Origin of the sequence: Rhodococcus phenolicus (assembly GCF_001646785.1) — a bacterium.
GTDB classification, from domain to species: domain Bacteria; phylum Actinomycetota; class Actinomycetes; order Mycobacteriales; family Mycobacteriaceae; genus Rhodococcus; species Rhodococcus phenolicus.
In genome coordinates, this window is sequence record NZ_LRRH01000001.1 from 83,020 (window position 1) to 106,502 (window position 23,483).

26 protein-coding genes are annotated in these 23,483 nt (G+C 69.5%); 13 read left to right on the top strand and 13 right to left on the bottom strand.

The features are described 5' to 3' along the window. Positions 1-167: 167 nt before the first annotated feature. From A8G15_RS00420 to A8G15_RS00430, 3 genes are all read right to left on the bottom strand, one after another. Complete coding sequence (locus A8G15_RS00420; protein ID WP_068154246.1) at positions 168-989, bottom strand: MerR family transcriptional regulator; 822 nt, start codon at positions 987-989, stop codon at positions 168-170. Then, positions 986-1,435 carry a VOC family protein gene (locus A8G15_RS00425; RefSeq protein ID WP_068154247.1) on the bottom strand — a complete coding sequence of 150 codons (450 nt, stop codon included), beginning with the start codon at positions 1,433-1,435 and terminating at the stop codon, positions 986-988. Before A8G15_RS00425 ends, A8G15_RS00420 begins: the two co-directional genes overlap by 4 nt. Before the next feature lie 76 nt (positions 1,436-1,511). Further along, positions 1,512-2,909 (bottom strand): NAD(P)H-quinone dehydrogenase, encoded by a 1,398-nt coding sequence (locus A8G15_RS00430; protein WP_068154249.1) that lies wholly within the window; start codon positions 2,907-2,909, stop codon positions 1,512-1,514. Positions 2,910-3,086: 177 nt separating this feature from the next. Between A8G15_RS00430 and A8G15_RS00435 the strand changes: the two genes are divergently transcribed. After that, a complete protein-coding gene (locus tag A8G15_RS00435) occupies positions 3,087-3,557 on the top strand; it encodes a gamma-glutamylcyclotransferase family protein (protein ID WP_068154251.1) in 471 nt (156 codons plus the stop codon). A gap of 1 nt (position 3,558) precedes the next feature. Here the strand turns inward: A8G15_RS00435 and A8G15_RS00440 are convergent, their stop codons facing one another. The 3 genes from A8G15_RS00440 to A8G15_RS00450 form a co-directional block, all read right to left on the bottom strand. Beyond that, the gene (locus tag A8G15_RS00440; protein WP_068154253.1) at positions 3,559-4,716 is read right to left on the bottom strand and encodes a M20 family metallopeptidase; all 1,158 of its coding nucleotides are present in this window, start codon (positions 4,714-4,716) and stop codon (positions 3,559-3,561) included. Continuing rightward, positions 4,713-5,873: a M20 family metallopeptidase gene (locus A8G15_RS00445; protein WP_068154254.1), complete on the bottom strand. Its 1,161-nt coding sequence runs from the start codon at positions 5,871-5,873 to the stop codon at positions 4,713-4,715. The genes A8G15_RS00440 and A8G15_RS00445 overlap by 4 nt, the downstream gene beginning before the upstream one ends. 61 nt (positions 5,874-5,934) lie before the next feature. After that, positions 5,935-6,633, bottom strand: coding sequence for an enoyl-CoA hydratase/isomerase family protein (locus A8G15_RS00450; protein WP_068154457.1), 699 nt, complete (start codon positions 6,631-6,633; stop codon positions 5,935-5,937). A 66-nt stretch (positions 6,634-6,699) separates the two neighbouring features. Between A8G15_RS00450 and A8G15_RS00455 the strand changes: the two genes are divergently transcribed. Continuing rightward, the gene (locus A8G15_RS00455; RefSeq protein ID WP_068154256.1) at positions 6,700-7,512 is read left to right on the top strand and encodes a purine-nucleoside phosphorylase; all 813 of its coding nucleotides are present in this window, start codon (positions 6,700-6,702) and stop codon (positions 7,510-7,512) included. Next, the gene (locus A8G15_RS00460) at positions 7,509-8,978 is read left to right on the top strand and encodes a phospho-sugar mutase (RefSeq protein ID WP_068154258.1); all 1,470 of its coding nucleotides are present in this window, start codon (positions 7,509-7,511) and stop codon (positions 8,976-8,978) included. The genes A8G15_RS00455 and A8G15_RS00460 overlap by 4 nt, the downstream gene beginning before the upstream one ends. Before the next feature lie 5 nt (positions 8,979-8,983). Here the strand turns inward: A8G15_RS00460 and A8G15_RS00465 are convergent, their stop codons facing one another. Together A8G15_RS00465 and upp are read right to left on the bottom strand one after the other, a co-directional pair. After that, a complete protein-coding gene (locus A8G15_RS00465) occupies positions 8,984-9,646 on the bottom strand; it encodes an MspA family porin (protein WP_245687667.1) in 663 nt (220 codons plus the stop codon). Between the two features lie 302 nt (positions 9,647-9,948). After that, positions 9,949-10,572 carry a uracil phosphoribosyltransferase gene (gene upp / locus A8G15_RS00470; RefSeq protein ID WP_068154261.1) on the bottom strand — a complete coding sequence of 208 codons (624 nt, stop codon included), beginning with the start codon at positions 10,570-10,572 and terminating at the stop codon, positions 9,949-9,951. A gap of 92 nt (positions 10,573-10,664) precedes the next feature. Between upp and A8G15_RS00475 the strand changes: the two genes are divergently transcribed. From A8G15_RS00475 to A8G15_RS00495, 5 genes are read left to right on the top strand one after another with little or no spacing between them, the layout of a single operon-like run. Beyond that, complete coding sequence (locus A8G15_RS00475; protein WP_068154459.1) at positions 10,665-11,000, top strand: type VII secretion target; 336 nt, start codon at positions 10,665-10,667, stop codon at positions 10,998-11,000. Then, positions 10,997-11,995, top strand: a complete 999-nt coding sequence (locus A8G15_RS00480; RefSeq protein ID WP_068154264.1) for a C40 family peptidase — start codon at positions 10,997-10,999, stop codon at positions 11,993-11,995. Before A8G15_RS00475 ends, A8G15_RS00480 begins: the two co-directional genes overlap by 4 nt. Before the next feature lie 38 nt (positions 11,996-12,033). Continuing rightward, positions 12,034-12,354, top strand: coding sequence for a hypothetical protein (locus A8G15_RS00485; protein ID WP_068154266.1), 321 nt, complete (start codon positions 12,034-12,036; stop codon positions 12,352-12,354). Next, positions 12,351-12,650 (top strand): YbaB/EbfC family nucleoid-associated protein, encoded by a 300-nt coding sequence (locus tag A8G15_RS00490; RefSeq protein WP_068154267.1) that lies wholly within the window; start codon positions 12,351-12,353, stop codon positions 12,648-12,650. Before A8G15_RS00485 ends, A8G15_RS00490 begins: the two co-directional genes overlap by 4 nt. Before the next feature lie 59 nt (positions 12,651-12,709). Next, positions 12,710-13,954: a primosomal protein gene (locus A8G15_RS00495; protein ID WP_068154269.1), complete on the top strand. Its 1,245-nt coding sequence runs from the start codon at positions 12,710-12,712 to the stop codon at positions 13,952-13,954. 65 nt (positions 13,955-14,019) lie between these two features. On the opposite strand, the gene A8G15_RS00500 is transcribed toward A8G15_RS00495, so the two are convergent. The 3 genes from A8G15_RS00500 to A8G15_RS00510 are packed head-to-tail and all read right to left on the bottom strand — an operon-like array spanning position 14,020 to position 16,818. Then, on the bottom strand, positions 14,020-15,105 hold the full coding sequence (locus tag A8G15_RS00500) for an adenosine deaminase (protein ID WP_068154271.1): 1,086 nt from the start codon (positions 15,103-15,105) through the stop codon (positions 14,020-14,022). 17 nt (positions 15,106-15,122) lie between these two features. Continuing rightward, positions 15,123-16,406 carry a thymidine phosphorylase gene (locus tag A8G15_RS00505; protein ID WP_068154272.1) on the bottom strand — a complete coding sequence of 428 codons (1,284 nt, stop codon included), beginning with the start codon at positions 16,404-16,406 and terminating at the stop codon, positions 15,123-15,125. Then, positions 16,399-16,818: a cytidine deaminase gene (locus A8G15_RS00510; protein ID WP_068154274.1), complete on the bottom strand. Its 420-nt coding sequence runs from the start codon at positions 16,816-16,818 to the stop codon at positions 16,399-16,401. The genes A8G15_RS00505 and A8G15_RS00510 overlap by 8 nt, the downstream gene beginning before the upstream one ends. 253 nt (positions 16,819-17,071) lie before the next feature. On the opposite strand from A8G15_RS00510, the gene sdhC reads away from it, so the two are divergent. The 5 genes from sdhC (at position 17,072) to A8G15_RS00535 (ending at position 20,826) form a co-directional block, all read left to right on the top strand. Next, the gene (gene sdhC / locus A8G15_RS00515; RefSeq protein ID WP_082899567.1) at positions 17,072-17,479 is read left to right on the top strand and encodes a succinate dehydrogenase, cytochrome b556 subunit; all 408 of its coding nucleotides are present in this window, start codon (positions 17,072-17,074) and stop codon (positions 17,477-17,479) included. A gap of 1 nt (position 17,480) precedes the next feature. After that, positions 17,481-17,921 (top strand): succinate dehydrogenase hydrophobic membrane anchor subunit, encoded by a 441-nt coding sequence (locus A8G15_RS00520; protein ID WP_068154277.1) that lies wholly within the window; start codon positions 17,481-17,483, stop codon positions 17,919-17,921. A 15-nt stretch (positions 17,922-17,936) separates the two neighbouring features. Next, positions 17,937-19,688: a succinate dehydrogenase flavoprotein subunit gene (gene sdhA / locus A8G15_RS00525; RefSeq protein ID WP_068154279.1), complete on the top strand. Its 1,752-nt coding sequence runs from the start codon at positions 17,937-17,939 to the stop codon at positions 19,686-19,688. After that, entirely contained in the window at positions 19,688-20,464 is a 777-nt protein-coding gene (locus tag A8G15_RS00530) for a succinate dehydrogenase iron-sulfur subunit (RefSeq protein ID WP_068154280.1), read from the top strand. The genes sdhA and A8G15_RS00530 overlap by 1 nt, the downstream gene beginning before the upstream one ends. Before the next feature lie 119 nt (positions 20,465-20,583). Continuing rightward, positions 20,584-20,826 (top strand): helix-turn-helix domain-containing protein, encoded by a 243-nt coding sequence (locus A8G15_RS00535; protein WP_068154281.1) that lies wholly within the window; start codon positions 20,584-20,586, stop codon positions 20,824-20,826. A gap of 28 nt (positions 20,827-20,854) precedes the next feature. On the opposite strand, the gene A8G15_RS00540 is transcribed toward A8G15_RS00535, so the two are convergent. Both A8G15_RS00540 and yhjD read right to left on the bottom strand, forming a co-directional pair. Next, entirely contained in the window at positions 20,855-21,895 is a 1,041-nt protein-coding gene (locus tag A8G15_RS00540; protein ID WP_068154282.1) for an NAD(P)-dependent alcohol dehydrogenase, read from the bottom strand. A 548-nt stretch (positions 21,896-22,443) separates the two neighbouring features. After that, positions 22,444-23,478: an inner membrane protein YhjD gene (gene yhjD, locus A8G15_RS00545; RefSeq protein WP_068154284.1), complete on the bottom strand. Its 1,035-nt coding sequence runs from the start codon at positions 23,476-23,478 to the stop codon at positions 22,444-22,446. Between the last annotated feature and the right edge of the window lie 5 nt (positions 23,479-23,483).

Below are 23,483 nucleotides of genomic sequence, written 5' to 3' on the forward strand. Positions count from 1 at the left end.
TTGGGAGCGAACCAGCACCGAGCGTCCGGATCTGCGGGCGGAGAAGTGCCGTGACGAGCGGCCGTGGGTACGACCGGACCCGGAACGAGCCTACCCCACCGTGGCACCACTATGTGAAATTGCATCTCACATCATGAAATGCACCACTCGACGGCGGGTACCGTCCCCTACGCCCGGAAGTGCTCCGGGACGGGATGCAGCACACGCGTGCACATCCCGTCCTCCCCCACCTGCGCGGGATCGGTGAGGTAGTACTCGCGCACCGGACCTCCGGCGTCGACGCCGGCATCCGCCAGCCGCGCGAACAGCACGTGATAGGCCACCGGTAGCAGCGCGGTCGGCCCGGTGAAGTCCACGCCGGCGAAGACACCACCGGGCAGGACGGCGATGCACGAAACCGGCCCGTCGACAAGGTCCGGCCGCACGGGCATCTCGAGCCCCACCCCGAACCGGACCTCACCGTCGAGCGCGGCCGGATACCGGCCCACCACGGGAGCCGACTCGTCCAGCCCGAGCCGGCGCGCCTCGCCGAGCACCGCACCGATCAGCTCCGACGCCACCTCGTCGAGGGTGTCGGCGTCCGCGCAGCCCTCCCGCCACAGCACGGTGCGCTCGGGGATCCGGTGAACGGTGACGGGAAGGTCCGCGGTCACGGCCTTCCCGAGGGATCGGACGAGCGCGAGCGAGCGCGCCGCGCGGGCCGCTCGACGTTCGATTCGGGCTTCTTCCGCCGCGAGTACGTCGCCCTCCCGCTCCGGCTCGTTCAGGACCTCCCGGACAGCGGCGACCGACACGTCCGCGCGGCGCAGCAGACCGATACGCAACGCCGACGCCAGCTGGGCCGGGTCGTAGTAGCGGTACCCGGTGGCCGGATCCACGTGGGCCGGCACCAGCAGTTGCTCACGGTCGTAATGGCGCAGCGCCTTGACGGTCATCCGCGCCGCGCGCGCGAACTGCCCGATGCTCATCAGGCGCGCTGGATCGGTCATCGCACCCCGGCAGCGGACTCGTCGGCGCCCCCGCCCGCGACCGCGCCGCTCTCCGCGACGTGCTCGGCGTACGGGATCACGGTGATCACATCGACCAGGAGACCGTCGGGGTCGGTCGTCATGAAGTGCCGCTGGCCGAAGTCCTCGCTGCGGAGCGACAGGGCGACGGGCAGTCCCGCGGCGACGGCCCGGCCGTGCACGTCGTCGACATCGTCCACCTCGACCGAGACCAGGACACCCGCCGGTGGTGTCCGGAAACCGTCGGGGATGGTGTCGTGATCGCGCTGGACGATCCCCAACTGCACCGCCTCGGTGCGGCGCTGCTGCAGTTGCACGTACCAGCCGCCGTCGAACACCACGTCGAGCTCGAGCAGGCGCACGTAGAAGTCGCGGCTGCGGGCCACGTCGGCGGCCGGGATCACCGGAAAGATGCTGTTCGTCGTCATGCATCCACCGTCGGCTCTCCCCCGAGGGGAGAGTCAAGTCCCGGCCGGCCGCGCAGGTCCCGGCTCCGCGAAGCCATCAGTCCAGGTCGTCGTGCCGCATCAACTGGCGCGCCGCCTCGGTGATCGACCCGCTCAGCGACGGGTACACCGAGAAGGTCGCCGCGAGATCGTTGACCGACAGGTTGTTCTGCACGGCGATGGCGATCGGCAGGATCAGTTCCGACGCCGTCGACGCGACCACGACGCCACCGATGACCACGCCGGTCGCGGGACGGCAGAAGATCTTCACGAAACCGCGCTTGAGTCCCGCCATCTTCGCGCGGGGGTTGGTGTTCAGCGGCAGCATCACGGTGCGCGCCGGAATCTCCCCGTTGTCGATCGCGGCCTGGCTCACGCCGACCGCGGCGATCTCCGGGCGCGTGAACACTGCGGACGCAACCGTTTTGAGCTTGATGGGGCTCACACCCTCACCGAGCGCGTGGTACATCGCGATGCGGCCCTGCATGGCGGCGACCGACGCGAGCGGCAGCAGGCCGGTGCAGTCGCCCGCCGCGTACACGCCCGCGACCGCGGTCCGGGACACACGATCGACCGGCAGGTATCCGCCGCGATCGAGCTCGAGGCCGACCCGCTCGAGGCCGAGGCCGGACGTGTTGGGAACCGAGCCGACGGTCATCAGGGCGTGGCTGCCCTCGACGATCCGGCCGTCGGCGAGCAGCACGCGCACGCCGTCCTCGGTGCGTTCGACCACGTCCGCGCGGGCATGCTTGACGAGGGTGACACCGCGTTCGGCGAGCGCGTCCTCGAGCACGAGGGCGGCGTCCTCGTCCTCGTGCGGCAGCACGCGGTCGCGGCTCGACACGAGGGTGACCTGCACACCGACCTCGGTGTACGCGGAGACGAACTCGGCGCCGGTGACACCGGATCCGATGACGACCAGGTGCTCGGGCAGCTTGTCGAGGTCGTAGAGCTGCCGCCAGGTGAGGATGCGTTCGCCGTCCGGCACCGCGCCCGGCAGCACGCGGGGGCTCGCGCCGGTCGCGATGAGCACGACGTCCGCGTCGAGCACCTTCTCCTCGCCGGTGAACAGATTCGCGCGCACCTGATGGGCCGCCATACCGATCTCACGGTCGATGAGTTCGCCGCTGCCGGAGAAGATCGACACCCCGGCGGCTTCGAGCTTGGTGCGGATGTCGGCGGACTGGGCGCGGGCCAGCCCCTTGACGCGGGCGTGGACCTGCGGCAGCGACACGGCGGCGCGCTCGAGCTCGACCCCGAGGTCCGCGGCGCGGCGCATGTCGGTGCGCACGCCGGTCGACGCGATGAAGGTCTTCGACGGCACGCAGTCGAACAGCACGCAGGCGCCGCCGATCCCGTCCGAATCGATCAGTGACACCGTCGCGCCGTACTGGGCCGCCACCAGCGCAGCCTCGTAGCCCGCAGGCCCACCGCCGATGATCACGATCCGGGTCATTTTTCTCCTCTGTATCGATTCCGAGATGGTCCTCGGGCCGGTTTCCGGGCGTGCAGGGTCACCGCGCGCCCGCGACAACGCTATGCCACCGGGGGTGGGCGGCGCATACGGACACACGATGCCGACGACGAGCGCCCCGAATCCTGCGTCGGGCGGTCACCGATTAGCCTTAGGCACGTGCCGATCTACGCCGCCTACGGGTCCAACATGCATCCGGAGCAGATGCTGCAGCGCTGCCCGCACTCGCCGATGGCCGGTACCGGGTGGTTGCACGGCTGGCGCTTGACGTTCAGCGGCGCCGACCTCGGCTGGGAGGGCGCCCTCGCGACCGTCGTCGAGGACGAGGACGCGAAGGTCTTCGTCGTGCTCTACGACGTCCCGGACGAGGACGAGCGCAGTCTCGACCGGTGGGAGGGCTCCGAACTCGGTTTCCACCGCAAGATCCGGTTGCGGGTGGACACCGCGGACGGGCCGGTTCTCGCGTGGCTGTACGTCGTCGACGCGTACGAGGGCGGCCTGCCGTCCGCGCGGTACCTCGGCGTGATGGCCGATGCCGCGGAGATCGCGGGCGCGCCGTCGGACTACGTGATGGACCTGCGCACCCGCAACAGCCGCAACGTCGGGCCGGGACGGCCCGACGCGTTCTGATTCAGCCGGCGCCGAGGACCAGGTTCGTCATCACGCGCACACCGACCGGCAGCGCTCGCTCGTCGAGATCGAAGGTGGGCTGGTGGATGTCGAGTTCCGGTCCGGTCCCGAATCCCACACCGAGCCGGCCCATCGCGCCCGGGACCTGTTCGAGGTACCACGAGAAGTCTTCTCCACCACCGGATTGCGGGGTGTCGGACAAGGCGTCGGGGTCGGTCGCACGAATCGCGGCCTCGAACATACGGGCCGAGATCTCGTCGTTGACGACCGGTGGAACGCCCCGGCGGTACTCCAGTTCGTAACTCACCCCGGTGGGGGCGAGCAGACCGTGCACGACCTCACGCACCATGGGTTCGAGCAGCGCCCACGTGTCGTGGTCGCCGGTGCGCACGGTCCCCGCGAGCATGCCGGTGCGCGGAATCGCGTTCGGTGCCTTGCCCGCGCTGACCGCTCCCCACACCATGACGGTGCCGGTCCGGGGGTCGATGCGGCGGCTGAGCATGCCCGGCAGTCCCGTGATGACAGTGCCGAGTCCGTACACGAGATCGCCGGTCAGGTGCGGACGCGAGGTGTGACCACCCGGCGAATCCAGTACCAACTCGACGGTGTCGGCGGCCGAGGTGATCGCGCCGACCCGCATCCCGACTTTCCCCGCTTCCAGACGCGGATCGCAGTGCAGCGCGAAGATCCGGGACACCCCGTCGAGACCGCCGGCGGCGACGACGTCGAGCGCGCCGCCCGGCATGACCTCCTCGGCGGGCTGGAACACCAGCCGGACACCGACGGGCAGCTCCGGCACCTCGTTCAGGGCGAGCCCGGTACCGAGCAGCACCGTGGTGTGCGCGTCGTGACCGCACGCGTGCGACACGCCGGGAACCGTGGACGCGAACGGCAGCCCGGTCAGTTCCTGCATCGGCAGGGCGTCCATGTCGGCGCGCAACGCGATGCGCGGTCCGGTGGCAGGACCGAGATCACAGATCAGGCCGGTGCCGCGCGGCAACACCTTCGGCCGCAGACCCGCCGCGGACAGGTGGTCGGCGACGAACTCGGTCGTCGCGTACTCCTGCCGGGCCAGTTCCGGGTTCGCGTGGATGTGGCGACGCCAGGCGGTGAGGTCCTCGGTGTGGTCACCGAGCCACTTCTCGACGTACCGGTTCATCGGCGCGCGACCCCCTCGAGGAGACGATCACGCTGCCCGGGATCGGTCGCGGCACGGACCGCGGTCGCGGCGAGTGCGCGGGCCCCGTCGAGCACCGCCCGATCCGCGGACTCGGTGATACACGCGGCCGCGAAGGCAGCCTGATGCGTGACCGCACCACCCGAATCGAGCCCGATGACCGGGTGGATACCCGGCACCACATTCGTCACGTTTCCCATGTCGGTGCTGCCCAGCGGGCGCGATCCTTCCTCTTCGACGGGCAGCGGTGCCCGTCCCATGCCGATGATCACCTCACGATATGCCTGCACGAGCCACGGGTCGGGAGTGAGTTCGGTGTAGGTCGGGGACACCGTCCGGGTCCGGTGGGTGCAACCGGCGGCGAGCGCCCCGGCCGTGAAGCAGTTCCCCGCGCGTTCGGACAGGTCGGCGAGCGAATCCGCGGACGTCGCCCGCAGGTAGTACAGCAGCTCGGTGTGCGCGGGCACGATGTTCGGGGCGGTGCCGCCGTCGCTGACGATGCCGTGGATCTGCTGGCCGGGCAGCAGGTGCTGACGCAGCAGTCCGATCGCGACCTGCGCGACGGTTGCGGCGTCGGCGGCGTTGCGTCCGTACTCGGGTGCCGCCGAGGCGTGCGCCTCGCGGCCTTCGTAGGTGACGGCGATGTCCGCCAGTGCGAGCGAGGTCGCCCCGGTGATGTCGAAGGGTCCGGGATGCACCATCATCGCGGCCGCGACGTCGTCGAACACGCCGTGTTCGAGCATGACCACCTTGCCGCCCCCGGTCTCCTCGGCGGGGGTTCCGATGACCCGCACGGTGATTCCCAGTTCGTCGGCGATCGCCGCGAGCCCGAGGCCCGCACCGGCGGCCGAGGCGGCGATGATGTTGTGCCCGCAGGCGTGGCCGATACCCGGGAGCGCGTCGTACTCCGCGCAGATCCCGACGACGAGATCGCCGCTGCCGAAGCGGGCGTCGAATGCGGTGGGCAGGCCCGCGATTCCGGTGCGGACCTCGAATCCGGCGCCGCGCAGGACCTCGACGACCTTCGCGGCGCTGCGGTGCTCGTCGAACGCGAGTTCCGGTTCGGCGTGGATCGAATGCGACAGGGCGATCAACTCGTCGGACGCAGCTTCGATCGCCCTGTCCGCTTCGGTCGTCACATCGACCAGTCTGTCATGCCCGTCCGGGCGCCAGTGCCGTCACCACCGGGCACGCGGACGTTCAGCCGAAGCGGAAGTTCGACTCGTCCGTCCTGGTCTGCAGCGCGGCGACGAGCGGCTCGTGCAGGCCACGCTTGACGACCCCGAGGTTCGCACCGCGCGTGGACGTCAGGGCCGCGGCCCGTTCCACGGCCGCAGCCAGGGCCGCGTCCCCGTCGACGGCCTGGGCGACGATCCCGGCGGCGAGCGCGTCGGAGCCGCCGTAGCGGCGGCTCGTGGTGACCGCCTCGACCGCGGTGCCGGGAGTCAGGCGGGTGCGCAGCAACGCCGACATGCCGACCGTGAACGGCATGCCGAGCTGCACCTCGGGCAGGCACCAGAAGCCGCGGTCGGCGCGCATCACGGCGAAGTCGTGGGTGAGCGCGAGCATCGCCCCGGCGCCGAACGCGTGGCCCTGGACTGCGGCGACGGTCGCGGCCGGGAAGGTCAGCATCCGCACGTACAGCGCGTGCACGGAGTCGAGGTAGCCGGGCAGATCGCCGAGGTTCGCGAAGATCCAGTCGGTGTCGAGGCCGTTGCTCCAGAACTTGCCGGTCGCGGCGGTCACGAGCGCGGCGGGGCCCTCGTGCGCCTCGACCTCGTCGAGCAGCGTGTCGATCTCGGCGAGCCGGTCCGGATGGAAGCGGTTCTCGTCGACCTCCCGGTCCCGGTTGCCGAGGTACAGGACGAAGACGTCGCCGTCGCGTTCGAGGTAAGGCATGGGCATGAGAATAAACCCTCTTGCTACTCATGAGTAACAAGAGGGTTGGCGTTAGGGTCTTGCGCCATGGGAGCACCCGACGCGATCCTCGATCCCCCCGCCGAAGCCGGACGTGCCGCCGCCGTCCTCGCCGAGAAGACCGGAGTGGCCGCGCACCCGGTCGCCGTGGTGCTCGGCTCGGGGTGGCGCGCCGCCGTCGAACGGTTCGGTCCGACGGTCGCGGACGTGTCCATGAACGACCTGCCCGGCTTCACACCGCCGACCGCGGCCGGCCATCCAGGAACCGTGCATTCGGTGACCGTCGGGCAGACCCCGGTGCTGTTGCTGGCCGGACGCATCCACGCCTACGAGGGACACGACCTGAGCCGCGTCGTGCACCCGGTGCGGACCGCGGTCGCGGCCGGCGCCCGCACCGTCATCCTGACCAACGCCGCCGGCGGCATCGACCCGGCACTGAAGGTCGGCGATCCCGTCCTCGTCTCCGACCACCTCAATCTCACCGGCCGCTCACCGCTGGTCGGCGCCCAGTTCGTCGACCTCGTCGACGCCTACTCAGCCGACCTGCGCGCCCTGGCGCGCGAAATCGACCCCTCGCTCGCCGAGGGTGTGTACGCAGGCCTGCCCGGCCCGCACTACGAGACGCCCGCCGAGATCCGGATGCTGCGCACCCTCGGCGCAGACCTCGTGGGCATGTCCACGGTGCACGAGACGATCGCCGCACGCGCCGCCGGTGCCCGGGTGCTCGGCATCTCCCTGGTGACCAACGCCGCGGCGGGTGTCACCGGAGAACACCTCGACCACGCCGAAGTCCTCGCCGCCGGTCAGGCCGCGGCCCGCCGCATGGGCGATCTGCTGCGCGAACTGGCGGGCCGGCTGTGAACCTGCACTTCGGCACCGCGGGACTGCGGGGGCCGGTCGGCGACGGCCCGGACTGCATGAACGTTCCGGTCGTCGAGCGCACGACGGCCGGGCTCGCGGCCTGGCTGCACGCGCAGGGGCACGGCGGCGGCACCGTCGTCGTCGGACGCGACGCGCGCACCGGCTCCGCCGAGTTCTTCACCGCAGCGACGGAAGTGCTCGCCGCGGCGGGATTCGACGTGGTCGCGCTCCCCCGGCCGCTGCCGACACCCGTCACCGCGTTCGCGGTGCGCGCGCTCGACGCCGTCGCCGGGGTGCAGATCACCGCGTCGCACAATCCCGCCGCCGACAACGGCTACAAGGTGTACGTCACCGGCGGCGCCCAGCTGGTCTCCCCCGCCGACCGCGAGATCGAGGCCGCGATCGACGCGGTCGGCGACACCGTCGCGCGCACACCCGTCGTGCCCGCGGGCGGCGACCTCGTCGAACGCTACCTCGAACGGGTCGCGACGCTGCCGCGGTCGCCGTACCGGAACGTGCGGATCGCCCTCACCGCGCTGCACGGCGTCGGCGGGGAGACCGCGGTCGCGGCACTGCGGGCCGCCGGATTCACCGACGTGCACGTCGCCGCCGCCCAGTTCGCGCCCGACCCGGCGTTCCCGACCGTGGCGTTCCCCAACCCCGAGGAACCAGGCGCCACCGACGCGCTGCTGGCACTCGCCGCCGACGTCGGCGCGGACATCGCGCTCGCGCTCGACCCGGACGCCGACCGCTGCGCAGTGGGGGTGCCGACCCCGGACGGCTGGCGGATGCTGCGCGGCGACGAGACCGGTGTGCTGCTCGGCGATCACCTCCTCACCGGAGCACCCGCGGCGTCACTGGTGGCGACCACGATCGTCTCCTCGACGCTGCTGGCGAAGGTCGCGGCCGCGCGCGACGCCCGGTTCGTGCAGACCCTCACCGGTTTCAAGTGGCTGGCCCGCGCCGGCGAGGGCCTGGTCTACGCGTACGAGGAGGCGATCGGTCACTGCGTCGACCCCGAGGCAGTGCGGGACAAGGACGGGATCGCGACCGCGGTCGTCGTCGCCGACCTCATGGCGGAGCTGAAGACGCGCGGTCGCACGTTGCTCGACGCGCTCGACGACCTGTACGACGAATTCGGTGTGCATCTGACCGATCAGGTTTCGATCCGCGTCGACGACCTCCCGCGGATCGACCGGATCATGGACGCACTGCGGGCCTCACCGCCGGGCGAACTCGCCGGCGAGGCGGTTTCCGTGACCGATCTCGCCCGGGTGGAGACACGACTGCGGACCGACGCGCTCGTGTTCGAGGGCGCGACGGTCCGCGTCGTCGTCCGGCCGTCCGGTACCGAACCCAAACTCAAGTGCTACCTGCAGGCGGTCGCGGAGGACGGCCGTCACGACAGCGCCGCCGGAACCCTGGCGGCGCTGCGTGGGTGGGCACGCGAACTCGGCGACCGATAACCGCGTCAGACCCGTTGCGGCACACCGTAGGTGACAACGGTGTCACCCTTCGCGGTGGTTGCCTTCGCGAACGGGCGGACGGTGACCGGGCCGATCGCCCCGGACACGGCACCGTGCACACCGGCGATGCGCACGGTGACGCCGCTGCCGTCGAAGGCCAGATCCTCGACGATCGGCACCTCGGTGATGCCGCCGGGTTCGAGCTCGATCTCGAACTCGTTCTCGGGGATGATCCGGCCGCCGAGCCTGGTCTCGCTGCCCAGGCCGACGCCCAGGTTCGCGCCCAGACCGAGCTCGCCGCCGCCACTGCCGTCGAGCGGGATACCGAGGTCGGCGCCGAGATCGACGCCCAGGTCGACGCCGTTGCCGACCTCCCAATCCAGGCTCGGGGTGAAGATGTGCACGATCGCGCCGGGCAGCGCGATCGGGTAGCCGATCTGATAGCCGAACGTGAGCCTGGTACCGGTGAACGCGTCCGCTCCCGGGCCGGTGATCCTGACAGCTGCGACACCGTCATTGAAGAACTCGACGCTCAACGGCGAGCTGTCGAGGGGCGGGACCGACTGGATCGACGTGTCGGCCTGCAGCACTTCGATCGTTGCGCCGCCGTCGAGCGGCATCGACCGGGCGTTGTCGACCGCGGCCCCGGCAGCGCCGGGGTTGACCATCGCCACCCATGCGGCGACCGCGACACTCAGTGCGGCTGCTCGGACGAATCGACGGGATTTCACTACGGAGTTGCGGACCATCGGGTTCCCCCATTTCGCGGACCGAGAACAGTCGGGAGTGATCATGATTCAGCCAACAGCGTAATGAGCCGCAGGCGATTTCGTGACCGAGATCATGAAGTCTCGGTAACGGATCGGCGTCGGCCCGGCGTCACTCCAGTCCCATGTGCACCATAAACCCCAAATCAGACATCGGTGTCACGATTCGGCTGTACGGCCGCGAACCGAGCGGACGAGCGTGGCTAGCGCGGCCCGTACTGACGGTCGCCGGCGTCGCCGAGGCCCGGGACGATGTACTTGTTCGCGTCCAGACCCTCGTCGATCGTCGCGGTCACCAGCCGCACCGGATGCCCGCAGGACGCGAGCGCCTCGACACCCTGCGGCGCCGCCACCACACACACCGCGGTGATGTCGGTCGCGCCCCGGGACGCAAGGATCTCGATCGTGTGCACCATCGAACCACCGGTCGCCAGCATCGGATCCAGCACGAACACCGGCAGTCCGGACAGATCGTCGGGCAGCGACTCGAGATAGGGCACCGGCTGGAACGTCTTCTCGTCGCGGGCGAGGCCGACGAAACCGACCCGCGCCTGCGGGATCAGCGCGTGTGCCTGATCGACCATGCCCAGCCCGGCGCGCAATACCGGGACCAGCAGCGGCGGCTGCTGCAACCGCACCCCGGTGGTCGTCGCGACCGGTGTACGCACCTCGAACTCCTCGATCGGAGCATCCCGGACCGCCTCGTAGACCAGCATCTGGGTGAGTCGGCTCAGGGCGTGCCTGAAGGCGGCATTGTCGCTGCGCTCATCGCGCAGGATCGTGAGCAGGGAAGCGGCGAGCGGGTGGTCGACGACGAGCGAATCCATGTCCGAAAGGATAGAACGGTGGAACCGGCCGGCCGTCGCATGCGTCGAACCCTCCAGAGCAATCGATCCGGTATCCGAGGGGGGACGTGGGCGTGACAGGCGAATTTCTGCAGGGCGGCGTGCAGGTACGACCGGAGACCATCGCAGCATTCGGCTGCACGGCGGGCGACATGGCCGAACGGATGCGCGGCGCGGTCGACGAGATCCACGGCGGCGCGCCCGGGCAGCTGGACGCCGGGCTCGGCCCGATCGGCGCGGGATTCGTCGCGGCGCTGGTCACGGCGCACGGCGCCCACGAACAGCACGTGTCCCGGCTGGTGACCGCGCTCGACGGAATGGCAGCGGTCGCCGCGGCCACCGCGGCCGGCTACGACGCCCACGCCTCCGAGTGGTCCACCCGTCTGCGCGACGCCGGAGCGACGCGATGACGATCGGCGCCGACCTGCTCGCCGCTCCCCTGACGGATCTGCTGACCGCGTTCGGTACCGGCACCGTGCCGCCGATCGATCCGGCAGCGGCGTTGCGGGCCGGAACGGTGATCGCCGAGGAGGTCCATGCCGCCGGCCGCACCGCGCTCACCGAATTGATGTGGGACTGGACGGGGACCGCGGCGGACACCGCGGTGAGCAGCGCCGAACGAGTGCTCGCCGACACCCTGGTCTCCGCCGATCGCGGCCTCGAGATCGCCGCGATCGCGGTCGAGGGCACCGCGACGGTGCTCGGCGGCGCGGCCGAACTCGCGCGCATCGTCGACTCGTTCCGCTCGGTCGCCCGGAGTCTCGAGCCCGCCCTGGCGCTGCCCCAGGGCCAGCTCATGATGTTCGGTGCCGCGATCGAGCATCTTTCGGCGGGCCTCGAGGTGCTCGCCCGGGTGACGTCCGACCTCGCCGGGCACACCGACCGGCTCGCGGCACTGGTGCCGGAGGGTCCGACCGTGCCCGGCGAGACCGGCCCGGTGACCGCCGAACCCGGTTCCGGCGTCGACCGGATGCTGTACGGCGACGCGGACATCGCGCCCGATCCCGCGTCCGACCGTTCGGTGACCCTGCCCGACGGCAGCGTCGCGACCGCCCCCAACGCCACGGCCGCCGCGGCGGTGCGTCATGCGCTGTCCCAGCAGGGCACCCCGTACGTGTGGGGCGGCACCACGCCCGGACAGGGACTCGACTGCAGCGGACTGACCCAGTGGGCGTACGGCCAGGCCGGCGTCGAGCTTCCCCGGCTGGCCCAGCAGCAGGACGTGGGGACGCCGGTCGCCCCGGATTCGGTCCTGCCCGGCGACCTGGCCGTCTGGGACGGACACGTCGCGATGGTGGTCGGCAACGGCATGATGGTCGAAGCCGGCGATCCGGTCGCCGTCACCCCGATCCGCACCGCCAACAGCGGCATGGCGTTCGAAGGGTTCTACCGGCCCACCGGATGAGCGGGAACCGACCGGCGGCACGCTGCGTCCAACCGGATATGAACATCACGACAGCGACCGCCCGCAACGCGGCGGGCACCGTCTCGGTGCGTACGACGGATCAGGGGGTGCCGGTCGATCTGCACATCGACCCTCGCGAACTGCGCCACGGGGCAGGGAATCTGGCCGGGCAGATCCTCGCGCTCAGCCGCCGCGCCGCCCTCGAGGCCGCGGCGTTGCGCCGCAGCGAGCTCGCCGCCCAGGGCATGCCGGAGGCATTGCTGGACCGGATGGGCCTGCCCACCCCGGACGACCTGGCGCGCACCCAGCAGGCCGACGACGAACAGCGGCAACCCACGTCCTGGCTGAGGCCGGTGTGAGCGCGCACCGGGTCGACGAGGTCGTCGAACGGGCGCGGGAAAGGCTGGGCATGCTCGAGGATGTGATGGTCGGGCTCGGCGACGTGAGCGCGGAAGCGACGAGCGCGGACGGCCGGGTACGGGTCCACGTCGACGGCGGCGGCGCAATGATCGCGTTGCATCTGGCGGAGTCGACGTGCCGGCTCGACGCCGCCGAGGTGTCCGCGACGATCCTCGCCACCGCCCACGAGGCGGCACGGACTGCGGCCGCGAAACGCGATCGCCTGCTTTCGGAACTTCGCGACTCGTTCCGGTGACGGCGGTCCCGGCGGCACCCGGCTATGTCTTTGGGCGCGAGATGGCTAGGCTTCCCGCCATGGCTGGAGACATCGTCCCGATCGAGCTCGGTCTCACCGACGACAACCTCGTCACCCTGTGGGCGCCACGCTGGCGCGAGGGTGACGACGAGTGGGAGGCGTTCCTCGGCCACGGCGACCATCTGTACGGGTTCCCCGGCGTCGCGGAACTGGTCGCGTTCGTCCGCTCCGACGCCGACAACGACCTGGTCGAGCATCCGGCCTGGCCGGTCGTCGCGAAGCTCTCGGCCGTCGAGTTCGAGCCCGACGACGCCTACCGCTTCGACATCGTCGGGGTGCCCGAGCTGGTCGCCGAGGACGCCGATCCGGAAATCGTCTCGCAGCTCCAGGACACCTTCGACATCGTCGGCAGCCTCGGCGAGGTGTGCGAGCTCGAAGCGGTGACGAAGTTCTTCGACCGGCCCGAGGTCGCGACGCTCCTGCAGCACGGCGCCGTCGCGTTCCAGGGCGACGAGGGTGACGACCTGTGGAACCGGATCGGCACCGCGGTCGCCGAGGACTGGGACACGGTCATCGACGCGCTCGATGCGATCGTCGCGACTCCCGACGTCGATACCGCGGTCGTCGCGGAGATCGAGTCCGAACTGGTGGCCGCCGAGGAGAACGTCGTCGAGGCCGACGACACGGTCGAGGGCGAGGACGACGACTACGAGTTCGACGACGAGGACGGCGACGAGGACGACCTCGCCGACGATTTCTGGGCCCAGGTCGGCATCGATCCGATCAAGATCATCACGAGCGACGGCACCTGGTTCACGTTGCGGTGCTACGTCGGCGAGGACGAGGACGCGCTGTTCCTCGGCAGCGACGGCCTGATCACGGCGTTCGGTTCCGAGCGTGCGCTGGCGCGCTACCTGGCCGATCGCCACGACCACGATCTGGCGACGCTGAGCACCTACGACGACATCCGGCACGCGGCCACCGACGGTTCGCTCGAGGTCGAGGTGAGCGACGACAACGTGTACGTGCTCACCGGTATCGCCGACGACATCGCCGAGGGAATCGACGCGGTGGACCCGGATCAGCTGGACCTCGCGGTCGAGTTGTTCACCGACGCCGCCAACTACGCCGGCGACGACTCCACCGATGCCGCCCTCGCCGGTTCCACGGAACTGGGCTGGTTCGTCAACTACGTGCTCGAACCCGACACGAGCCGTCTGGCACCGAGTGCGCCCTTCGACGCCGAGGTCGCGGCGTGGCGCGAACTCGAGCGCGAGTTCGAGGCCAGGCTCCGCAAGCAGTAGGCGTGCGGCTCCGCCGCCGGTGTGCCTTTGTGGCGGCTCCGACCGCCACACGGACACACCGGGCGCTACGCGCCTATCAGCACCGCGTAGCCGGGCTTGATGACGTCGTCGATCAGCTCGAGCCGACGGTCGAACGGGAGGAACGCCGATTTCATGGCGTTGATGGTGAACCGTTCGAGATCCACCCAGCCGTACCCGAACGTCTCGACCAGGCGCAGCATCTCCTTCGTCATCGTGGTGTCGCTCATCAGCCGGTTGTCGGTGTTGACGGTGACCCGGAACCGCAGCCGGGCGAGCAGGTCGAACGGATGGTCCTCGAGCGTCGCGACCGCTCCGGTCTGCACGTTCGAGCTGGGGCACAATTCCAGTGGAATCCTCTTGTCCCGCACGTAGTTCGCGAGCAAGCCGAGCGTCGCGTCGCCGTCGCCGGCGACGGTGATGTCGTCGACGATCCGCACCCCGTGGCCGAGCCGGTCGGTGCCGCAGAACGCGACGGCCTCGTGGATGGACGGCAGCCCGAACGCCTCACCGGCGTGAATGGTGAAGTGCGCGTTGGAAGCCCGCATGTATTCGAACGCGTCGAGGTGACGGCTCGGCGGGTATCCGGCTTCGGCGCCGGCGATGTCGAATCCGGCGACCCCCCGGTCGCGGAACCGTACGGCGAGTTCCGCGATCTCCCGTGACCGCGCGGCGTGACGCATCGCGGTGAGCAGGCACCCCACCTGGATCCGGCCACCGGCCGCCGCGACGGCGGATTCACCGGACCGGAACCCCTCGAGGACGTGTTCGACGACCTCGTCGAGCGTGAGTCCCCGCTCGAGGTGCTGTTCCGGCGCGAAGCGCACCTCCGCGTAGACGACGCTGTCGTCGGCGAGATCGAGGACGCATTCCCGGGCGACGCGTTCGAGCCCCTCGGCGGTCTGCATGACCGCGACGGTGTGCTCGAACGTCTCGAGGTAGCGCTCGAGCGATCCGCTGTCCGCCGACTTCCGGAACCAGCGGGCCAGGCCGGCCTCGGAGTCCTCCGGGAGGGTGTGACCGCACTGGTCGGCGAGGTCGAGGACCGTCGCCGGACGCAGGCCACCGTCGAGGTGGTCGTGGAGCAGAACCTTCGGCGCGGTGCGTACCTGCGGGGCAGTCAGCTCGTTCATGCCCCGACGGTAGTCGGCTACTCCGAGATCCGCTCCACGATGAGAGGGCGCCCCGCCGGCGCCTCGGCGGACACCCGCACTCCGCCCTCCAGCACGGTCAGCGCCGGGGCGATCTTCTCCGGGGTGTCGGTGTGGAGGGTCGCCAGGATCTGTCCGGCGCACACCCGGTCGCCCGGCTTGGCATGCAGTTCCACACCGGCCCCGGCCTGCACCGCCTGTCCCTGGCGTTCCCGCCCTGCCCCGAGGCGCCACGCCGCGACCCCGACCGCCATGGCGTCGAGCTCGGCGAGGATCCCATCCTCTTCGGCGCGCACGGTTTCGGTGTACAGGGCGGTGGGCAGCGCCGCATCCGGGTCACCGCCCTGCGCGGCGATCATCGCGCGCCACCGGTCCATCGCCGAGCCGTCGTTCAGCCGGTCCGCCGGGTCGACGCCGTCGATGCCCGCGGCGGCGAGCATCTCCCGTGCCAGCGCGAGGGTCAGTTCCACCACGTCCGACGGTCCGCCGCCGGCGAGAACCTCGACCGCCTCGCGGACTTCGAGCGCGTTGCCCGCGGTCAGCCCGAGCGGGGTGTCCATGCGCGTGATCAGTGCGACGGTGGGCATACCCTCGTCGGCACCGAGCTCGACCATGGTGCGGGCCAGCTCGCGGGCGTCGCCCAGTTCTGTCATGTAGGCGCCGGATCCGACCTTGACGTCGAGGACGAGCGCGCCCGCCCCTTCCGCGATCTTCTTGCTCATGATCGAACTGGCGATGAGCGGGATCGATTCGACGGTGCCGGTGACGTCGCGGAGTGCGTACAGCTTGCGGTCGGCGGGTGCGAGGTCCTCGGTCGGTGCGCACACGACCGCACCGATCGCCGGATCGGTGAGGATCTCGGCCATCTCGACGGTGTCGAGGTCCGCGCGCCAACCCGGGATCGCCTCGAGCTTGTCGAGGGTGCCGCCGGCGTATCCGAGGCCGCGGCCGGACAGCTGCGGCACCGCCGCCCCGCAGGCGGCGACGAGCGGTGCGAGCGGCAGCGTGATCTTGTCTCCGACACCGCCGGTGGAGTGCTTGTCGACGGTGGGCAGGCCGAGCCCGGTGAAGTCGAGCCGCCTGCCGGAGTCGATCATCGCGGTGGTCCAGCGGGCGGTCTCGGCACGGGTCATCCCGCGGAACCAGACGGCCATCGCGAGCGCGGCCATCTGTTCGTCGGCGACGATGTCGTGCGTGAACGCCCTGACGACCCAGTCGATCTCGGCTCCGGTGAGTTCCAGGCCGTCGCGCTTGTGCCGGATCACGGAGACAATGTCAGGCACGGTCGTCTCCTGTCGGGTGCACGGCCGCCAGGTCGTCGGGCCCGAAGGCGTCGGGCAGCAGCTCCGACATCGGCCGCGGGCCCCGGGCCGTGTCGACGAGCAGGCCAGGTCCGCCGTGCTCGATGAGGAGCTGACGGCAGCGGCCGCAGGGCATCAGAACGGCGCCGCGGGCGTCGCAGACGGCGACCGCCCGCAACCGTCCGCCACCACCGGAAATGAAGTTACCGACGAGTACACATTCGGCACAAAGTCCCACCCCATGTGAGACATTTTCCACATTGCACCCGCTCACGATCACACCTTCCGCGGTGAGAGCAGCCGCCCCGACCGGGAATCGCGAGTAGGGCGCGTACGCATGCCCCATCGCTTCATGTGCTTTGGCGCGCAACGTTTTCCACTCGACGTCCACCATGGTTCCCCATCCTGTCACGGTGGCGAAGGCAACGTTCCACGGCCCCCACCGCGCCAGATCACAGTTGGAAAGGCAAACCTAACTTGGCTTTTGGGGCCGGTACGAATCGCGATGGAGATTAGTTCCCAGGTTTCCGATGGGTTTAGAGTCTGAACAAGTCGGTTCAGGTTCTCGTCGGGCCCGTGCTGCGGAATCCCCCACAGGCTAGAGCGGCTCGACGCGTCCACCATTGACGTTGGAGGCACAGCACTCGATGAGCAGCACGACTGAAGCCGCCCCCGCACCGGCGGGGCGCACACGGTCGCTTTACCGGGGAGACCCCGGAATGTGGTCCTGGGTTCTGCACCGGATCACAGGCGTGGCGACGTTCTTCTTCCTTTTCGTCCACGTTCTGGACACGGCACTCGTCCGGGTCAACCCCGAGACCTACGACAGTGTCATCGAAACCTACAAGACCCCGCTCGTCGGCCTGATGGAGCTGGCGCTGGTGGCGATGGTTCTGTACCACGCACTCAACGGTCTGCGCGTCATGCTCGTCGACTTCTGGTCCAAGGGACCGAAGTACCAGCGCGTGATGCTCTGGACGATCCTCGCGATCTGGTTCGTGGTGATGATCCCCGCGGCCGGACGCATCTTCTACAACATGTTTGCGGGGCACTGACATGAGTGAAGCGAAGACTCTCGCCACGGCGTACGACCGCCCGGCCGGCCTCGACAACCCGCGTTCGCCGCGCCGTCAGGCCAAGAACAACTTCGAGCTCTACGCCTGGCTGTTCATGCGTCTGTCCGGCCTCGCGCTGATCATCCTCGTGCTCGGCCACCTGTTCATCATGCTGATGCTCGACGACGGTGTGCACCGCATCAACTTCGCGTTCGTCGCCGGTCGCTGGTCCAGCCCGTTCTGGCAGGTCTGGGACCTGTCGATGCTGTGGCTCGCGCAGCTGCACGGCGGTAACGGTCTGCGCACCGTGATCGCCGACTACTCGCGCAAGGACTCGACCCGTTTCTGGCTCAACACGATCCTCGCAGTGTCGATGATCCTCATCATGGGCCTGGGCACCTACGTGATCTTCACTTTCGACCCCAACATCGTTGCGAGCTAGGGGAGCCAACACTTCATGCAGGAACATCGTTACGACGTGGTCATCGTCGGGGCCGGCGGTGCCGGTATGCGCGCGGCCATCGAGGCCGGCCCCCGGGCCCGCACCGCGGTTCTGACCAAGCTCTACCCGACCCGCAGCCACACCGGTGCCGCGCAGGGCGGCATGTGTGCCGCGCTGGCGAACGTCGAAGAAGACAACTGGGAATGGCACACCTTCGACACCGTCAAGGGCGGCGACTACCTCGCCGACCAGGACGCCGTCGAGATCATGGCCAAGGAAGCCATCGACGCGGTGCTCGACCTGGAGAAGATGGGTCTTCCCTTCAACCGCACCCCCGAAGGCAAGATCGACCAGCGCCGCTTCGGTGGTCACACCCGTGACCACGGCAAGGCCCCGGTCCGCCGTGCGTGTTACGCCGCCGACCGCACCGGTCACATGATCCTGCAGACGCTGTACCAGAACTGCGTCAAGCACGACGTCGAGTTCTTCAACGAGTTCTACGCGCTGGACATCGCGCTGACCGAGACCGAGGACGGTCCCGTCGCCACCGGTGTCATCGCCTACGAGCTCGCCACCGGCGAGATCCACGTCTTCCACGCGAAGTCGATCGTGTTCGCCACCGGCGGTTCGGGCCGCATGTACAAGACGACGTCCAACGCCCACACCCTCACCGGTGACGGCCTGGGCATCATCTTCCGCAAGGGCCTGCCGCTCGAGGACATGGAGTTCCACCAGTTCCATCCGACGGGACTCGCTGGCCTGGGCATCCTCATCTCCGAGGCGGTCCGCGGCGAGGGCGGCATCCTCCGCAACGCCGACGGCGAGCGGTTCATGGAGCGCTACGCCCCCACCATCAAGGACCTCGCGCCGCGCGACATCGTCGCCCGGTCGATGGTGCTCGAGGTGCTCGAGGGTCGCGGCGCCGGTCCGAACAAGGACTACGTCTACATCGACGTCACGCACCTCGGTGAGGACGTCCTCGAGGAGAAGCTCCCGGACATCACCGAGTTCGCCCGCACCTACCTCGGCGTCGACCCGGTCACCGAGCTCGTCCCGGTGTACCCGACCTGCCACTACGTGATGGGTGGTATCCCCACCAACGTCCAGGGCGAGGTCCTGCGCAACAACGACGAGATCGTCAAGGGTCTGTACGCCGCCGGCGAGTGCGCCTGCGTGTCCGTGCACGGCGCCAACCGTCTCGGCACGAACTCGCTGCTCGACATCAACGTGTTCGGCCGGCGCGCCGGCATCGCGGCCGCCGAGTACGCGAACAGCACCGAGCACGTCGACCTGCCGGAGAACCCCGCGACCTACGTCGACGAGTGGCTCGACCGCATCCTGCATGCGGGCGGCAAGGAGCGCGTCGCCGACATCCGTCGCGACCTGCAGCAGTCGATGGACAACAACGCGTCGGTGTTCCGCACCGAGGAGACCCTCACCAAGGCCCTCGAGGACATCCACGAGCTGAAGAAGCGCTACAAGAACATCACCGTCCACGACAAGGGCAAGCGCTACAACAGCGACCTCCTCGAGGCCGTCGAACTCGGCTTCCTCCTCGAAATGGCGGAGGTCACCGTCGTCGGTGCGCTCAACCGGAAGGAATCGCGCGGCGGCCACGCCCGCGAGGACTACCCGAACCGCGACGATGCAAACTACATGCAGCACACCATGGCGTACAAGGTGGGCCAGGATCTGATCTCCGAAATCCGCCTGGATTACAAGCCGGTGGTCCAGACCCGGTACGAGCCGATGGAGCGGAAGTACTGATGACAACTCTCGAGAAGAACGACGCCGTCGCCGCGGATCTGCCTCCCGTGCCCGAGGGTGCCGTCATGGTCACCCTCAAGATCGCCCGGTTCAACCCGGAGGACGGCAAGGGACAGCACTGGGATTCGTTCCAGGTGCCGGCGCTCCCCAGCGACCGCATGCTCAACCTGCTGCTGTACGTGAAGGGCTACCTCGACGGAACCCTCACGTTCCGCCGCAGCTGCGCGCACGGCGTCTGCGGCTCCGACGCGATGCGGATCAACGGCGTCAACCGGCTGGCCTGCAAGATCCTCATGAAGGACATGCTGCCCAAGGACGGCAAGCCGGTGACCATCACCGTCGAGCCGATCAAGGGCCTGCCCGTCGAGAAGGACCTCGTCGTCGACATGGAGCCGTTCTTCGACGCGTTCCGTGCCGTCAAACCGTTCCTCATCACGTCGGGCAACGAGCCGACCCGCGAGCGCATCCAGTCGCAGGCCGACCGGCACCGCTTCGACGACACCACCAAGTGCATCCTGTGCGCGTGCTGCACCACGTCGTGCCCGGTGTACTGGAGCGACGGGTCGTACTTCGGCCCCGCCGCGATCGTCAACGCGCACCGGTTCATCTTCGATTCGCGTGACGAGGGTGCCGCTGAGCGTCTCGACATCCTCAACGACAAGGACGGCGTGTGGCGCTGCCGCACGACCTTCAACTGCACCGACGCGTGCCCCCGCGGCATCCAGGTGACGAAGGCGATCCAGGAGGTCAAGCGCGCGCTGCTGTTCGCTCGCTGACCCACCGCCCGAAAAACGCGGGTCCGGCCACGGCCGGACCCGCGTTTTCGTCTCTCCGGACCTGAGGCGTCAGTAGCGCGCTGCCCGCGGGCGCCGCCACGCTGCCGTCGGTCGCCGACATGATGATGCTGCATCCGCGTGCCCTGCAGCGACGCCTCGCCGAGGCGGGGAGAACCTTCGAAGTCATGGTCGACGACATCCGCCGGGAGCTGGCGACAACCCTGCTCGCCCAGCCGGACGTGCCACTGTCCGCGGTGGCACAGCAGCTCGGCTACTCCGAGCAGAGTGCACTCACCCGGAGCTGCAGACGCTGGTTCGGCACGACCCCGCGGAAGAAGCGTCTGGAACTCGGCCCGGCCTGACGTGCCGATCGGCGTCAGCGGCGCACGGTCAACCCGGCACCACCACGCCGCGTCCCAGAATCGTCCCCTCCCGCAACCGCCGGTACGCCTCGGGGGCGTCGTCGAGGGTGAACGTCTCGGTATGGATGTCGAGCCTGCCGGCGCGAGCGAGGGCGATCACCTCCATCAGCTCGGTGCGGGACCCCCAGTACGGGGTCACGACGGAGGCGCCGAACGGAACGAGGAAGAACCCGACCTTCGCGTGGGCACCGGCGTGGATCCCGACGATCGCGATGTGCCCGTCGATCGCGACGACCTCCTGGGCCATGTCGATGGTCGACTGCGCGCCGACGAAGTCGAACACCGCGGTGGCGCCCTGTCCACCGGTCAGTTCGCGGATCGCGGCGGCCGCACTCGCGTCGGACCGGATCGCCACATCGGCGCCGACCGTGCGGGCCAGCTCGAGCCGGTCGTCGTCGAGGTCCACCGCGACGATCCGTGCCGCGCCGATCGCGCGCAGGATCTGGATGCCCACGTGCCCGAGACCGCCCACCCCCACGACGACCGCGGTGGATCCGGGTCCGAGCAGGGGCAATACCCGGTTGATCGCGTGGTAGGGAGTCAGGCCGGCATCGGTGAGCGGGGCCGCGGCGACCGGGTCGAGGTCACCGATGGGTACGAGGTGGCGGGTAGAGTCGACGATCATGTATTCGGCCATGGATCCGGGGGAACCGAGGCCCGGCGGGGTGATCCCGAGGTCGGCGGCGCGAATGCAGTAGTTCTCGCGGCCCCGGGCGCAGGCATGACAGTCGCCGCAGCCCCACGGCCCGTACACGGCGACCGCGTCGCCGACCGCAAAGCCTCCGACACCGGCACCGAGTTCAGCGACGGTACCGACTCCCTCGTGGCCGAGTGTCAGCGGCAGCCCGTATCCGTACCCGTCCGCGGGCAGATCCATCACGAAGATGTCGGAGTGGCACAGGCCCGCGGCGGTGACCTTCAGCAGAATCTCCCCCGGCCCCGGGGACGGTTTCGGAATTTCGACAACGACCGGCTCCGCACCGATCTCGGTGTACTGGACGGCTTTCATGAATCGACAGTACGACCGATCCGCCACCGCGTCAGCCGATGTCACCGAATCGATCGGATCCGTTCACCGAAACTCGGTCCACCGTCGGTGAACTACGGCCATCGTCGATGCGACGTACGGAGTCCCCGTGTCCGACAATCCGTCTCGATCGGCCCGAGCTCGCATCGTCGCCGCGGTCGCATTCCTGTTCGCCGCAGTCACGACCGCCGTGTTCCCTCCGGCGGCGACAGCCGACACTTCCCTGTGCGCGTGGCGGTTCATGTCGACTTCGGCACCGTGGACACGTTGCGCGACAACCGGATCGAACCCGACCCGGGCAGCGGCAACCGTTCACGGACGCGTCGGCGCGCGCCCTCCCCGACGCTCGACGACAGTGGCACGCGACGCTCGTCACGGGTCCGGCCGACCACGCGCGCAACGAGATTCGAGCTCTTCTGCCACGGTGATGGGCCCCTGTCATCCGACCGCGGTGTACTGCGCCGCGACGACCTTCGCCGCCGGAGGCTACGAGGCGTGCCTGGACGAGACGGCGGGCTGACCCCGGCCGGTCATTTGCGGGTGCGCCGGCGTGACCCGATCAGCGCGCCGCCGAGAAGACCGGCACCGACCAGCGCGATACTCCCCCGCACCCCCGGCCCCGGATGGACCTCCAGTCTGGGAGTGATCGTCGCCGGTTCCGGCGCCGGAACGTGCGCCCGGGCCAGGTTCTCCTTCTTCGACGCCGCCCACGCTGTGCACAACAGCAGCAGCTTCGCCGTCAGGTTGGAGAAGATGAGCAGACCGAGGATCGGTCCGAAGGCGACACCGGCGGGCCCGTTGAGAACGATCTCGAGATAGATCGATCCGGCCTGCTTGAGCACCTCGAATCCGATCGCGCCGATCAGTCCGGCCTGCGCGGCGCTGCGGAAGGTGACCGGCTCGCGGGGTAGCCGCGCGATCACCCACGTGAACACCGCCCAGGTCGCGCACAGGGCGATGACGAGGGCGGCGATCCGCAACGCGACGCCGATCCCGACGAGGTTCTCCATGTTCAGCAGCTCGACGAGCCTCGCCATGATCGGGCCGCGGCTGAGTGCCGACAACCCGAGCGAGACGAGCATGGCGAGGCCGAGCCCCAGCAGTGCCGCGGCGTCCCGCAGTTTGGAGACCACGAAGTTGCCCTTGTCGCGCGGGTGGTCCCACATCGCGGTGAGCCCGTCGCGCAGGTTGGCCATCCAGCCGAGCCCCGCATACGACGCGGTGAGCAATCCGATCAGGCCGACGGCGCCGCGCGAGTTGATCGCCGACGCGATCAGGTCCTGCACGGTGTCGCCGAGTTGCCCCGGGATGTTCTCGGCGATGACGTTCTGGATCTGCTCGATCGTGTCGGGCCGGCCGGCGAGCACGAAACCGGCGATCGAGAACGCCAGCATGAGGATCGGTACGAGAGCCAGCACCGTGAAGTACGTGATGCCGGCGGCGTAGTAGTCGCCCTTGTGCTCCTGATAGCGCAGACCGGTCCGGACCGTGTGATCGAACCAGGGATGGGCGGCACGTTGCCGATCGAGGAAATTCGGCTTCTTCTCGTCGCTCGCGCCGGCCATCCGTG